The organism is Chryseobacterium oncorhynchi (assembly GCF_002899895.1).
Lineage (GTDB): Bacteria > Bacteroidota > Bacteroidia > Flavobacteriales > Weeksellaceae > Chryseobacterium > Chryseobacterium oncorhynchi.
On sequence record NZ_PPEI02000002.1, the window covers coordinates 382,910 to 397,247 of the forward strand.

A 14,338-nucleotide genomic window follows, 5' to 3' on the forward strand; every position below is an offset into this window, starting at 1 on the left:
TCTGAACCTTTATTCATCAGCTTCCCTAGAAATTATGATCTCGAAATTTACTTTTAATAATCAATATCTGTTTAATGAGCTTCCTGAGCATGAGAAAAACCTTCTTCTAGGAGCCATGAGAACCAAAAATTACCGAAAAAATGAGGCTATATTTACTGACGGAACAAAGCCTAACGGAATTTACTACCTTAATGAAGGGAAAATAAAAAAATACAAGGTAGATAACGATGGCAGAGAGCAAATCATCTACATCTACAGTTCCGGAGAGTTTTTCGGATACTCAGCTATTTTGAGTAATGAATCCTATGGAGACACTACTTCTACCCTAGAAAGTTCTGTGATTTCATTTATTTCAAAAGAAAGTTTTCTGGATATCCTTGATCAGTCATCTGTATTATCAAGGCTGTTATTAAAATCCTTGAGCCATGAATTTAGTGTGATGGCCAACCTTATTGCTGTTCTGTCTCATCGCACAGTTAGGGAACGTGCAGCCTTAAGCTTACTAATTTTACACGATAAATATAAAACGAATGATAACCCTGAGGAAGAGGTATTCATCTCTTTATCCCGTGTTGACCTCGCCAATATGGTAGGAACAGCAAGGGAAACTCTGGCCCGAATCATCAATGATTTTAAACAGGAAAACCTAATCAAATCTGAGGGACGCAAATTAAAAATAATAGATTTTAAGCAGTTGATCCATATTGCTAATTTTTATTAAACTAAGATTTATTTCCAATCACTGCTGACATTCTGTTGTCGCAACTCCCTCCTAGCTTTGTATGAAATTATTGAAATATAAAATCATATGAAATTAGCATCATTAAGAATTATTACTGCAAACATTAAGCAATCTGTAGCATTTTATGAGAAAGCAATGGGCTTAACGGCTCAGTGGTATACAGAAGATTTTGCGGAGCTTAAAACCTCTACTATTACCATCGCTATCGGAAGTACCCGGACCATGAAGATGTTTGGCAATGATCATCTGACAGAATCAAAAAGTGCTACCAATATCATTATAGAATTTTTAGTTTCTAATGTAGATGTGGAATATGAAAGAATTAAGACCTTAACAAACAAGATTGTACAAGAACCCACGACTATGCCATGGGGCAACCGCTCGCTTCTTTTCTGTGATCCGGATGGGAATTTAATCAATTTCTTTACTCCGGTGAGTACTGAAGCTCTTCAAAAATTTAGCTAGGATTCATTATTCTATAAAAAACAGTTTACCAGTAATAGTAAGCTGTTTTTTTTGTCACTTATACTCTCATCAATCGTAAATAGGCCGCTTTTATAAGCTTCTTAATTTTCCCAATTTCTCTATTTTTTGTAAGTTAGATGTTCACAAACCAATTCATGAAATATATTATTCACCTCTTTATCATTCTTTTATTGATGCAATCCTGCCAGTCAAAAGAAATGAGAATCAATTTTAAAACCATTGAAATTAATATTCCCGGAACGATGGGGTCATCTTTGAAGCACAACTCAAAATATTATTGTTATTTCGAAACTGTTGACAAAAAAAATAGCTCTGCTCCGTTTACAGACTTCTATATTTTAAATGAAAGCGGAAAAATAACCTCCAAAATCCCATTACCAAGTACAAACTCCACTGATTATGATCTGTATATAAGAAACGATAGCATTTTGACTACAGCAGACAGAAGTAATCTTACGTTTTATCTTGATGAAAATAATAAAAAATGGATAAAAATCCCAAACGCAACAGATGAAATTTATAAAGACAAGAAATATACTGTATTTGTTAATAATAGGGGTTTTTGCTGTAATAAAACTTGGTTTCAGGACAATGCAACCGGCCAGCAGTATGAAATCAATGCAGAAAACCCAGAGGTTAATAAGCTGAATAATATCTACTATCTTACCACTAAAGAATCCGTTTTGAAAATCAATGATCCTAAAAGCCTCAAATTAATGAAACCTTTTGATCATTATCAACCGACACCCAATACTTTGATAGAATCTGAAATTGAATATTCCAATAACTTTTCCAATGCGAATAATTTTGCCATAATAACTTCATTTGTCATCAACAATCAGCTATATCATCTCTATTCAAGTGATAATTCTATGAAAATAGGTGTTGTAAAAAACAAGTCCCTACTGAATGTTCAAGAGTTTAAGTCTGATATTTTTCCCTACAGATCAATATCTGACAACCGAAATTATATCGCTGACAACTCCTATAAAACGGTTCCGTTTACAACCAAGGATCCCAATTTCTTTGGAATTATTGAAATTGACAAAAACCAATTCAATGTAATCACTTTCAAAAACCTGTACAGAGAACCTATACACGGAGAATCTAAAATAAAGGCCTGGACAGAAAAAAACTTTGAATACTTCTACTCTAGCTTCAATACTTTATCCATAGATCAGATTGATCGTATTGAGCAGAAAGAAAACGCCCTGGCTATCACTCCGGAAAATAACAATGACATACAAGAACTTTCTAAAGAGCAAAGGGCCTATAAAAAATCTGAACGCAAGTACCTCCATTTATTAACAAGGTATGATTATACTGCTGATGATAAATCTGTAGAAAAAATTCAATTTCAATGGGGCTTTCCGTTCTCAATACCCTCAAGAGATAATGAAAAAAAGGATCCCAATAAGCTCCTATTGCTTAATTCCAAAAGTATTTTTATGAAAAAATACAACTGGTTGCTGAGCTTTCTAGAGCAACAATTAGGAACTCCTGTTTCAGAAGAACCCTCTTATGCAAAATGGGAAACCAAGACCCAGACAGTGGAGCTTTCATATTCTGAACGTGAGGCTACGCTCACACTGCTAAAAAAATAGAAATACTTATTTTTAGTAAGTTAATTGATTCAGATAAGATCTTGAAAGACGAAACAGAAATCAAATAAAAAAAGGAGGCTTTTTGCCTCCTTTGTTTTTGTAATCGTAACCACCAATTGAACTTCTTTATATTAATTTGTGTTTTTTTTTCTTATCATTTGGTTTTTTCAAGAAGTTCACTCGTTAAAAGGTTATTCATACACTTCTATATTAATTTCATCACTTGCGTTTTTTATAACTATAGTTTATTATTTTTATAGTTATAATACTTACCTTTTTAATATGTAATGAAAAAACTAAAAAAGCATTTACATTTCATTTGGTAAATTTTATACTGCAAAGAAACGACGTTCTAGAATAATATCATCTATAAAACCCATCGATAGATCTCAGATGCGACATAGATATTTATCTATAAAATTAAGAAGTGAAGAATAATCCCTGAAAACACCTATATTTTATGGTGTGTTTTAATAAGGTCAATTAATTCAACGAGGTTATCAATCTTTAGCTTTTCAAAGATATTTTTTTTGATAGTACTTACTGTATTTTGCTTTATATTTAAATTATTCGCAATTTCGAGATTACCATATCCATCTGCGTACAATTCTGCAATTTGTAACTCTCTTTTGGTTAAGCGGCTAAGCGGGCTTATTAAATCCGGATTGTAAATAAACTGAACCAATAAGTTTCGGGAAACATCAGAAAAGTACTCTCCTTTCTGTATAAAGTTCAGAACAGCTTCTCTCACCTCTTCTTCTTCACTCAGCTTACTCAGATAACCATTGGCACCGGCTTTTATGAATTTAAGGGCATACAAATCCTCTTCAAGCCCCGTAAAAATTAAAATCTTAATATCAGGGTTTGCACTTTTTAATTGTGGCAAAACATGCAAACTGTTTCCTTCCGGAAAATGGGCATCTATAATGGCCATTTCTATTCCCTTTGATTCTACAAGCTCTACAGCTTTTTGTAAAGATGAAGTATGATAAATTTTAGCATTTGGAGCAATATCATTGATCACGATCTCCATTCCCTGTCTTACAATACTATGATCATCTGCTAAAAGGAATGCTATTTCTCTGTTTTCAATTGGTATTTCCATTATTATTAATATTTAAATTGAGACTGAATGTTATTTTTGTCCCTTTGTGTAATTTACTTTCAACGGATATTTCACCATCAAAAAGTTCTACAATTTCCTTACATAAATTTAACCCTAATCCTACTCCCAGATTATCAACTTCATCAGATACGGTTCCCTGATAGTAAGGGTCAAAAATCTTTTTAAGATCAGATTCTGAGATTCCCACTCCTGTATCAGCTACTGTTGTAATCAGAGAAATTCTGTTTCCATCAAGAGGCTGTGTCGTCATGGTAAGATCAATCTGTCCGTTTTCCGTGTATTTATTGGCATTTCCCAGAATATTCATGAAAATCTGGTTGATTCTTATATTATCCGAATACACCACTACATTTTCAGGAATTCTGTCTGTTACAGCAAATTTATTATTTCTTGTTTCCAAATAAGGAGTAATAACCTTTACAATGGAGCCCACCTCATCCTTAAGATTAAAAACAGACTTTATAAGTTTCTTCTCTGCATCCTGATTTTTTGTGTATTCCAGAATCTGGTTAGACTGCAGGAGTAAAGTACTATTGGTAAACTTAATCGACTTCAGATAATCCTTAGTTGTTTCATCCTCTGTTGTCCTGTAGATCTTATCAATAAAGATATTGATGATTTTTAGCGGAGATCTTAAATCGTGGCTCAGCATTCCCAATATTCTGTTTTTGAAACTCAGGTTATTCTTGATCTCCTTGTTCGCAGCATTCAGTTTTCTTTCGTATACAAATGCTACTCTGGTGAAGTACATGATAAGAATGGATACAATAAACATCAAAGTCATTAGTCCAATGACAAGATATCTTCTGATTTTATTATTATCTGAGCTTTGCTTGTTATACTCTTTCTCAAGTTCCAACTTAAAATCCTTAATGGCACTTTCATATACATCAATAAGTCCATTGCTATACACCAATAATTTATTGAAGTTATTATAAAACTGCATATTCTCCCGCTGATTCTGGATGGCAAAGAGCTGTGCTTTTTTCACTTCAGCGGCATAATGCTTATCCATAGATTTTAGCGCATTATTCATCTCAGACTTTACATTGGAGAGATCTATCGTCTTATTGTTCGTTAAAGTAACTACCGTACTTTCTTTCTGTACATTTACTTTACCCGTTATTGCATCCTTTAAGCGCCCCATGAAGCCTTTCTTTTTAATGGTATCAGCATAAGTACGGGTCTGAACATTGAAATTCTCAAAGTTATTTTTATACTTTTCCGGCTCGTATTGCTTGTCCTGAATTTTTGCAGGAGGTTTCAGAGAGGATTGATATACGGAATCTATTAAGGTTTTCAGCTTTGTAACCTTAAGAGTATCTATTTTTTTCTGAGCTAATGTATTTTTTAGCCTTGGGCTTGTATTTTCATATTCACCAATTTTATCAAAATTGCTTTTAAGTTTTCTGAGTGACTGAAAATAGGCTTGGAGATCCTTATCATCCTGGCTTACCATATATTTCTGAAGATGATCCTGCGCATCCATGAAATCTTTTCTTGAATTATCAGTCAAACCTCCCAAAGCCCGGCTTTCTTCGAGCTGATTCTTAATGAAATTTAGTTTTTTTTCATTGACAAACTCATTGTAAAAAAATATGGCTATAATCACCTGTATCAATAAGATACATATAATCAATGAGTAATGAACAACTTTCCTCAATTTAAAATTTAAGAATTTATTTTCCATATTTACGATCAGCTAAATTAATATCCTGATTTTTCAAGTCTTTTCTTATTAGTTTTAACAATATAAAGTTATTATTAAAAGTTTAATAATTAGCACATATTGTCCAATTAGCAAAGTTAAAGTAATTTTTGTCTACTTAATAATAGTAAATATCAGGTAAAATTGGGAGAAACGAACTGTACTTCACATTAAAATACCCTTAAAACCGTAGCTTTTAATGAATGTAAATCCATTTTCTTAGATGAGACGCAAAAATTAAGGATAATGCAAAATATTTATTACTCTCATTATTTTCTTTTAGAAAGGTCATTTATGCTTACAATAACGAAGAGAAATTATAGTTTGGGAAAGTATAATGAACAGGATTTATGTGCACATATCCTCGTAACTGGATGACAAGGTATTTTTGTTGCAACCCCCTATCTTTAGGATCAATTAGAATATCACAGAAAATGCTTAGGTTTTTCTTTCCGCGCTGCATGCTCTGCGATTTCATCAATACGTTTCTGGCGGGTTTCAGGTCTTTTTGCTAAAACAATCCATTGCAGCATCATTTTTTTCATGGATTTACTCAAATTTAAAAAATAATCCTTTGCGCCACTATGAATTTCAAACGCTGCATCCAGATCTTCAGGAATAATGAGTTCTTCCACACTATCCAAAATAGTCCAGGAACCATTTTCCTTAGCTATTCTGATGGTTTCATATCCTGCCTGCATCATCAACTTACTTTCGATCAGTCTTTCAATCTTTTCCTTATTGATTTTTGACCAGGTACTGTTCGGTTTACGTTTACTAAACAATTGCATGAAAGAATGTGGGTTAATTGTTTTTCTTGTACTGTCAATCCATCCGAAACAAAGAGATTCATCCACGAGATCACTCCATTTTGCAACTGGTAAATCAGACTTTGCAGTGTTGCAAATAACCCATACAGATTGTTCAGACTGGTGGTTTTCTTCCAGCCACGTTCGCCATTCTTTGCTTGTATTAATCGTTATTGCTTTTCTTTCTCCTACAGGTTGCATGTTCAGTTGTTTTATGTAAAATTATGAAAAACAGGTGACAACAGTTTGTCAGGATGCACAGATATTTTCTTCAATCACACAAAAAAGATGAAACAATATACTGTCTCATCTTTTATCTTTAATTAAGAATTATGGTAAGCTGATCTTTTTACCCTGCTCAGGGAAAATATAATTTACCTTTAATGGATTATTTTCCAGTAATTCTTTCTTTATAATCTCAGGATTATCGCTTGTTGGCTTTCTATGGGTAATTACGACACTTAAATTCTCCAGATTTTTTTGTCCGATTTTTTCTTTTAGTTTACTTAATTCCTCCGTCAACAGATTGGGAGTAAGGTGGCCAAACAACAAATTTTCGGGTTGGCTGTTAGGAAAAGAGACTTCAATTAAAATTGTATTTAACTGTCTTTTCTTAATAAGTGGCGCAATATTGTTCCATAGATTATTAAGCTTGTCTGATTTTTCCACTCTATCAGCTCCTGTATCTCCAAAGTAAAGTAAATAATGTTCACCATTTCTTACAAGCGCAGCACTGCTTTTATAAGGGTTCACATGGCTTAGTTCATATCCTGTTAAGAAAAATGAAGTTTTTTGTGTAGGAACCTCTATTCCCTCCTGAAGTTCGTTATAATGGTACTTTCCAAGGATAGGTTTTTGTCCCTGATCTGCAAAATTAATCCAGGTATCTGTGATAAAGTAATGATTTTGCAAAATTTGAAGTACAGGCGCTATCCCGAAAATATCTTTTTTAGAATCCGCAGGAGAATTAATAATAAGCCCTGATAAATGATCCAAATGACCATGTGAAATAAAGTACCCCTTTATCTGATCCTTTAGAACTGTTTCTGTTGATCCGTCGAGGCTTTTCAATTGGATCGCCTTACGGATTCCTGTATTTATTGTACCTGCATCCAGGCATAGAAATGTATTATCTTTTGGACCTCCCACTAAATAGGCAGACAGGTTATCTTCCTCTTCTCCACCGTATATACCTAACGGAATAAGATCGAAATTTTGTGCCTGACAGGCAATATGCACAAGGAAAGCAAATAAAGAAAGGGTTATTTTTTTCATGATGAAAAAGGTTACTTATAAATATAAAAAGTGAACAGATGATTGATTATAATCTGTCTTTTTTTGAGTTTCTTAAATCACCACAAAAATAAAAAAATATGGCTATTTTACGGTCTCTTTTTCTATCTTTAAAAGCATTTCTTTTGCATTTTGATTAGCCGGATCTAATTCTAAAACTTTCAAATAATCCTTTTTCGATAATTGATATTCTTTCTTATTGAAATATCCTTCACCACGACTGTCATATGTATTAGCAGATTTTGGAAACTCATTGACGTTCAAATTAAAAATTTTAATTGCCGAATCTATATTTCCGTCTTTTAGAAATTCATAGCCAAGTTCATTCAACTCATTTTCATTAGAAAAATTATAGTCGGTACTATTGTTCTTTTTAAGTTTCTTGTATAGCTCAATGCCTTTATCAATATTCTTATAACACTCTTTTCTTATCGTTAAGGCTATAGGTTCTTTTTGGGATTCAATGGGATAGTTTTTCCAATTATTCAGACTGGCAATACTGCATACAATCTCATCTATTAATCTGATGTTTCTGCCGTTTGTCATTACGACTACTCCATTTCCGCCATCCACACTACCCACATAATAACAAACAAAGCCCTCGTTTCCACCACTGTGTCCAAAATATTTTGTTCCTTTAAAGTCGTTCAAGAACACTCCTAAATTATTTTCCACTCTTTTTGCAGACATTACTTTAGACAATACTTTATTAGAATTTCCTAATAATGACAATTGTGTATCAATGACATATTTTGCTAAATCAGAGGGGTTTGTCCATAAACCGGCCGGTGCTTTTTCCGGATAGATATGGTATTTCCCTTTCACTTCCTTGCCATTTGCATGATATCCTGTAGCCAGCAGACTGGCTTTATCTTCTAAAGGAGGTTGGTTAAAAGAACTTTCGTTCATCCCCAATGGAGCTAATACATTCTTCATCATATAATCCTCATATTTTTCTCCCGTTACATTTTCAAGAATTAACTGAGTAATGACTGTTCCGCCACCTGAATACTGAAACTTAAGCCCTGGTTCAAATACAGACCTTACCGCCCCTGAATTTGCCGGTGGTACCCCATTCAATATTTCTATAATCGTTGGCAATTTTTTCCCTTTTTCGTACCCATAAAAACCGTGACCAGATAAACCTGCCGTATGACTCAATACATTGGAAATTGAAATTTTTTTCCCTTTTGTTATAGCTTCATCGTATGGAAATTTCCAATCTGTTAGATAATTATTGATGTCATTATCTAAATCTAATTTTCTTTCCTGAACCAGTTTCAAAATTCCAAGACTGTTGATTGATTTACTGATCGATGCTGCCTGAAAAAGAGTTTGGGGAGTAGCGGGTTTATGTTCAGAAACATCTGCGTAGCCGTAGGCTTTTACCCACTCTATTTTATAATCCTTAATAACAGCAATACTTACTGCATTAGCATTGTAGAGAGCCATTCTTTCTTTTAAAGTCCACTTTTTAGTTTTGGACTTATCCCAATAGTTTAGCTTGGTTTCGAATAGGTTTATTTTATCGTTTATATTCTGTGCAAAAATATTAAGTGATAAAAATAGAATAATGATCAAACATATCTTTTTCATATTCAAGTAATTAGTTTTATGGATATTTATTTTTCTCTGTTGACATTATAACAACTCAGAAAAAGGGACTATTACATTTTGAATATTAATTTTTAGAGTTCACATAGAAACTCAACATCTACATCATTGCGAATTAGCTTTATGTAAAGACCATTTATTTCCTGCTTTTTTTAATCCTATCTATATTTTCAGCAAAACCTTTGTCATCAGGATTACCAATATAACTCACGAAATAAGGCTTTGAAATATGTATCCTTTTAAAATTTTCTTCATTGACTTTCCAATCCATCAGGCTTTTCAATTTAATGATTTCATCATTTTGCAGTATTAATTTTGAATGAAATATCGTAACATAAAACTAGTTTTATAGAAATATTTATAAAATAATACTATTTCAGTTAATAAAAATTTATTAATTTCGATTTACACTAAACCTTATTATTATGAAAAATTTAAAGAAAATCCACAGACAAGAAATGAAAACAATTAAAGGAGGAATCAACTGCCCTGGGGGTCAGATATGTTTGATCAACGGAAAATGGCAATGTATGCCATATGATGGATGTGGCGGCGGAAATCAACCCTAAATTGTAAGTACAACCTAATTACTTGACTATGAAAAATTCAAAAAAAATTTCAAGAGATCAGCTGAAGAACATTAATGGAGGCGCATTAAGCTGCTCTGAAGCATGCTGTCCACCTCCAGGAATTAAAAGATGTCCTTGGGTCTATTGTGTAGCACCTTGTGAGATATTAAGCTAACAAACGGTATATCACATGAAAATAAAAAGCCTTAAATTGATTGATTTAAGGCTTTTATAGTGAGAGAGAAATTTCTCTACCCATGTATTCTAACTTTATTTTTATTTCTTTTATTTGCAATTTATTTCAGACCGCTTACCTCTCAAAATGCCATTGTTTATGGAAGACAACCTGAACTGTATTTATAAAGTCATCAATTTCATTGAGAAAAATTACGATCAGCAGATTTCTGTGAAAGATTTAGAAGAGGTATCAAATTACTCTTACAGAAATATTCAACGTATCTTTAAGTATAGCTGCGGGGAAACAATAGGCGCTTTCCAGCAAAGGCTAAAAGTAGAAAATGCGTACAAACGAATTCTTTATACTCAAGAAAGCCTTACGTCTATAGGTATTGAAGTAGGATTTTCTACGATAGCTTCTTTTTCAAAAGCTTTCAAGCAACATTTTGGTATATCTCCTAAAGAAGCGAAACTAAGCAAGCAACGACTACTTTGCGAACCGGATCTGATACCTGTTACATCAGACATCTTACTGGAGCCCGAAATTGTATATCTTAAACCAACACAAGTGTATTATCAGAGTATTCAAACCTATTACAATAATGAGGAAATTGAATTACTCTGGGACAGCTTCATGCACAATGAATTTCTCAGTTCCGATACAGAATATTTTGGAGTTATAGCAGACGAACCCTTAATTAAAACTGAAATAAACTGCCGATATGACGCCTGTTCAACCACACAGGCTCAAAATAAAAAGCTTCCGTCAAAACCCATATTAGGTGGTAGATATGCACGATTTACCCATTCCGGAACTTACGAAACAATAGATGACACTTATACAAAAATTTATTCCCGATGGATTTTTAATTCGGGACTTGAGTTTTCGCACACTCCTATTATAGAGAAATATGAAAGGTATGCAGATGATGTGGAAAGCCAGGAGGAACAATTGACTTATATTTTACTACCTCTGAAGTAGATTGTCAATTTTGGACAACTTTGCCACTATTTATCGATCTAATTTTGCCTTATCAAAAATAGATCAGTTATGCAAAAAAAGAAAATCATGTTCTTATTACTACCTGTTATCATGTTCTCCTGTTCTCAGGATGAGATAACAACACCTCCCACTTCTGGCACACCTGACCCAGCTTCCGTGGTTTACAAAATGCCTGAGGAATCAGCTCCACACGAAGGAACCTGGCTTCAGTGGCCACACCAGTATCAATATGGCACCACTTACCGTAACCGACTTGATCCTACCTGGGTAGCAATGACTAAAGAGCTCGCACAAAGTGAAAAAGTGCATATCATTGCTTATAACAGCACAGAAAAAGACCGTATTGTAGGACTGTTAAACAATGCAGGAGTACCATTGAACAATATTGACTTTAAACTGTACGCCACCGATGATTTTTGGGTAAGAGACAATGGGCCTATCTATGTAAAAGATAAAAATGGCAAGTTGTTTATTCAGGACTGGGGATTTAACGGTTGGGGAAATAAGGCCCAATATAGTAAATGCAATACCATTCCTGCTAAAATTGCTACCGACACCGGAATTCCAAAAATAGATCTTAATTCGGTAATGATCAATGAAGGAGGAAGTGTTGAAATTGATGGAAACGGAGTATTAATGGCTTGTAAAAGTTCTATTCTTAACGAAAACAGAAACCCCGGCATGACTCAACAGCAGGCAGAGGCTATTTTCACTAAAAATTTAGGAATCACCAAATTCATCTGGCTGGATGGAAAAGCCAATCTTGACATCACAGACATGCATATTGACGGATTTGCCAGATTTGCAAATTCTACCACTATTATCACTATGGATACTAATGATCTGGATTACTGGCAGGTTCCAAGCAGCGATATGGGTAAGCTTTACAATGCTACACAAAAAAATGGAACAGCTTATCAGTTTGTAAAAGTTCCTTTAACGAAGTATGATGTGACAACCACCTATGGAAAAAATGTAGGCAAAGCATCTTATATCAATTATTATATTGCTAATAACCGCGTACTGGTCCCTAATTACAATGATCCCAATGATGTAATTGCCAACAGGATTATCCAACAATTATATCCTGATAAAAAAGTGATTGGAATTGATTGCCGTAACCTGTTTGCCAATGGCGGAATGGTACATTGTGTAACACAACAGCAACCAAAATAGAAATCTCATAAAAACAAAAAAAAACCTACTGGTATTCAGTAGGTTTTTTTATTTCTGCGGAGAGAGAGGGATTCGAACCCCCGGACCTGTTACAGTCAATAGTTTTCAAGACTATCGCAATCGACCACTCTGCCATCTCTCCCTAAACTCCGGCTATACCGTTGTTTTCAGTGGTGCAAATATAGAACGATTTTTAATTTCTGCAAAACTTTTATAGAACAAATTTTAACGAAAATTAATAATAGACTAGAAATCAAGGGAATTATTTTTCATTAATTCTGAATTCGAAAGATATTAAGTAAGTCAAATCTGCCGTCTATAAAGAGTTTCTCGATAAAAAACAACTTTCCCCTTTCCTGCACTCCATACATATTGATTTACCAACAGGTTCAAATGAATATATTATATTTGTAGAGTTCATCATTCATGGACATAACTAAAAACAATAACTATATTTTCAGATGTTTAATCAATCATTCATTAAAAGATCGGTTCTTACCGCATCCGTATTTCTATATTCTTCTGTTGCATTGGCGCAAAAAAGTCCCTTAAACATATTACCATCCGGACACCTGATTGTACAGGCCGAAGTGGAAGGTAAAAAAGGAAACTTCATTTTTGATACAGGTGGAGGTGTTAATCTTTTTCTGGAAAACTTTTCTAAGAACCTTGATCAAAAAGATTCCTATAATTTTTTAACCTCTTTTCGTGCTACCGGTGAGGAAATTACAGTTCCTATGTTTAAATCAAAAGAAATTATTTTTAATGGTAAAAAATTTAAAGATACCTGGTATGCTACCCACAACATGGAAATAAAGGGAATAGACGGGTTAATTTCTTTGGCAATGCTTTACGATACGGAATTCATTATAGATTACACCAACAAGGAAATCCTTTTTTCAAAGGAAAAATTGAGTGGAAATAAAGTATTGGATATACAACTGTCTACGAATGCAGATAAATCATTGGATATTTCAACTTATGTTCTTGTGAACAATACATTTAAAATCAATATTCTTTTAGATTCTGGAGCGGGCAATGATTCTTTCTGGCTGAGTGAACGTCTTATGAGTACTTTGGGTGTAAAAAAAGAAGATCTTCAGCTTATCGAAAAGAAAAGTGAGTTTAATCCAGCAATAACCAATAGATTTTATAAAGGAAATGTGACTTCTGTCTCTAATTCGTTTGCGAAAGTTGAAAAACCTAATGTCTTTTTTGTTGAAGGATTGATTTATGAGGGCAAAACAAGTATTAACTGGCTTGGTAAAAAATTAGGATTTAATCTTAAAGAAAAGAAAATATATATTTTGGATTAATTATTGACCCAAAGATCAAAAAACTGCTTCTTTTCAGAAGCAGTTTTTATTTGACTTATGTTGAACACTACTCTCCTGCCGGCTCAAATAATTCAATTTTATTTCCCTCAGGATCCATGATGTGAACAAATTTTCCGTATTCATAGGTAGCAATTTCATCCAGAATTGTTACACCCTCTTTTTTTAATTCTTCTACCAATCCTTCGATATTCTCTACATGATAATTAATCATAAAGTCTTTGGATGACGGCTCAAAATATTCGGTGGACTCTTTAAAGGGACTCCATAATGTATATCCTTTTTTATCAGAATCTACTTCTTTCCAATCAAATTTAGCTCCGTATGGACTGGTTTTTACTCCAAGGTGTGTTTTATACCATTCATTTACGGTTTCAGGTTCTTTACATTTAAAAAATATTCCTCCGATAGCGGTTACTCTTTTCATTTTTTATTCGTTTTTTGTTCAGTTTATATAAAATGGAATGCAAATCTATTTTGATCTGAATTTTCACAAATATATTAATGTTTCTATAACACATCTCACGAATTGAACAAAAATATTTACACTTATACCACATCTATAGTTGAAAAAGCGTAAGGGTGCAATTAGTATTAAAAACGCACTGTTTTAAGGTGCAATGATTTTAACTACAATAAAACTGAACATTGTATATGGTAGAACTCTCGCAGATTTTGCGAGATTAAGCAGATTAAA

14 protein-coding genes and 1 tRNA gene are annotated in these 14,338 nt (G+C 33.4%); 8 read left to right on the forward strand and 7 right to left on the reverse strand.

What is annotated here, in order from left to right:
* Positions 1–34 precede the first annotated feature (34 nt).
* From C1638_RS07405 to C1638_RS07415, 3 genes are all read left to right on the forward strand, one after another.
* Positions 35–721 carry a Crp/Fnr family transcriptional regulator gene (locus tag C1638_RS07405; RefSeq protein ID WP_109619642.1) on the forward strand — a complete coding sequence of 229 codons (687 nt, stop codon included), beginning with the start codon at positions 35–37 and terminating at the stop codon, positions 719–721.
* An 87-nt stretch (positions 722–808) separates the two neighbouring features.
* Complete coding sequence (locus C1638_RS07410) at positions 809–1,207, forward strand: VOC family protein (RefSeq protein ID WP_109619644.1); 399 nt, start codon at positions 809–811, stop codon at positions 1,205–1,207.
* Between the two features lie 155 nt (positions 1,208–1,362).
* Positions 1,363–2,832 (forward strand): hypothetical protein, encoded by a 1,470-nt coding sequence (locus C1638_RS07415; protein WP_109619645.1) that lies wholly within the window; start codon positions 1,363–1,365, stop codon positions 2,830–2,832.
* 451 nt (positions 2,833–3,283) lie between these two features.
* On the opposite strand, the gene C1638_RS07420 is transcribed toward C1638_RS07415, so the two are convergent.
* The 5 genes from C1638_RS07420 to C1638_RS07440 all read right to left on the reverse strand — a co-directional run bounded on the left by C1638_RS07420 (position 3,284) and on the right by C1638_RS07440 (position 9,364).
* The gene (locus C1638_RS07420; protein WP_109619647.1) at positions 3,284–3,937 is read right to left on the reverse strand and encodes a response regulator transcription factor; all 654 of its coding nucleotides are present in this window, start codon (positions 3,935–3,937) and stop codon (positions 3,284–3,286) included.
* Entirely contained in the window at positions 3,921–5,648 is a 1,728-nt protein-coding gene (locus C1638_RS07425; protein WP_109619649.1) for a sensor histidine kinase, read from the reverse strand. The genes C1638_RS07420 and C1638_RS07425 overlap by 17 nt, the downstream gene beginning before the upstream one ends.
* Positions 5,649–6,091: 443 nt before the next feature.
* Positions 6,092–6,676 carry a YdeI/OmpD-associated family protein gene (locus C1638_RS07430; RefSeq protein ID WP_109619651.1) on the reverse strand — a complete coding sequence of 195 codons (585 nt, stop codon included), beginning with the start codon at positions 6,674–6,676 and terminating at the stop codon, positions 6,092–6,094.
* 129 nt (positions 6,677–6,805) lie between these two features.
* Positions 6,806–7,750, reverse strand: a complete 945-nt coding sequence (locus C1638_RS07435; protein ID WP_109619653.1) for a 3',5'-cyclic-nucleotide phosphodiesterase — start codon at positions 7,748–7,750, stop codon at positions 6,806–6,808.
* A 102-nt stretch (positions 7,751–7,852) separates the two neighbouring features.
* Positions 7,853–9,364 (reverse strand): serine hydrolase domain-containing protein, encoded by a 1,512-nt coding sequence (locus C1638_RS07440; RefSeq protein WP_109619655.1) that lies wholly within the window; start codon positions 9,362–9,364, stop codon positions 7,853–7,855.
* 443 nt (positions 9,365–9,807) lie between these two features.
* Here C1638_RS07440 and C1638_RS22285 point away from each other — a divergent pair, with 443 nt between their 5' ends.
* The 4 genes from C1638_RS22285 (at position 9,808) to C1638_RS07450 (ending at position 12,307) form a co-directional block, all read left to right on the forward strand.
* Positions 9,808–9,951, forward strand: a complete 144-nt coding sequence (locus tag C1638_RS22285; protein ID WP_164463846.1) for a bacteriocin-like protein — start codon at positions 9,808–9,810, stop codon at positions 9,949–9,951.
* Positions 9,952–9,979: 28 nt separating this feature from the next.
* Positions 9,980–10,126 carry a bacteriocin-like protein gene (locus C1638_RS22830; RefSeq protein ID WP_410698142.1) on the forward strand — a complete coding sequence of 49 codons (147 nt, stop codon included), beginning with the start codon at positions 9,980–9,982 and terminating at the stop codon, positions 10,124–10,126.
* Between the two features lie 159 nt (positions 10,127–10,285).
* Positions 10,286–11,110 (forward strand): AraC family transcriptional regulator, encoded by an 825-nt coding sequence (locus tag C1638_RS07445; protein ID WP_109620613.1) that lies wholly within the window; start codon positions 10,286–10,288, stop codon positions 11,108–11,110.
* Positions 11,111–11,179: 69 nt separating this feature from the next.
* The gene (locus C1638_RS07450; RefSeq protein WP_109619657.1) at positions 11,180–12,307 is read left to right on the forward strand and encodes an agmatine deiminase family protein; all 1,128 of its coding nucleotides are present in this window, start codon (positions 11,180–11,182) and stop codon (positions 12,305–12,307) included.
* A 57-nt stretch (positions 12,308–12,364) separates the two neighbouring features.
* Here the strand turns inward: C1638_RS07450 and C1638_RS07455 are convergent.
* Positions 12,365–12,449, reverse strand: a tRNA-Ser gene (locus tag C1638_RS07455).
* A 319-nt stretch (positions 12,450–12,768) separates the two neighbouring features.
* On the opposite strand from C1638_RS07455, the gene C1638_RS07460 reads away from it, so the two are divergent.
* Complete coding sequence (locus tag C1638_RS07460) at positions 12,769–13,623, forward strand: pepsin/retropepsin-like aspartic protease family protein (protein WP_109619659.1); 855 nt, start codon at positions 12,769–12,771, stop codon at positions 13,621–13,623.
* 67 nt (positions 13,624–13,690) lie between these two features.
* Here C1638_RS07460 and C1638_RS07465 read toward each other — a convergent pair whose 3' ends face one another.
* Positions 13,691–14,068, reverse strand: coding sequence for a VOC family protein (locus C1638_RS07465; RefSeq protein ID WP_109619661.1), 378 nt, complete (start codon positions 14,066–14,068; stop codon positions 13,691–13,693).
* Between the last annotated feature and the right edge of the window lie 270 nt (positions 14,069–14,338).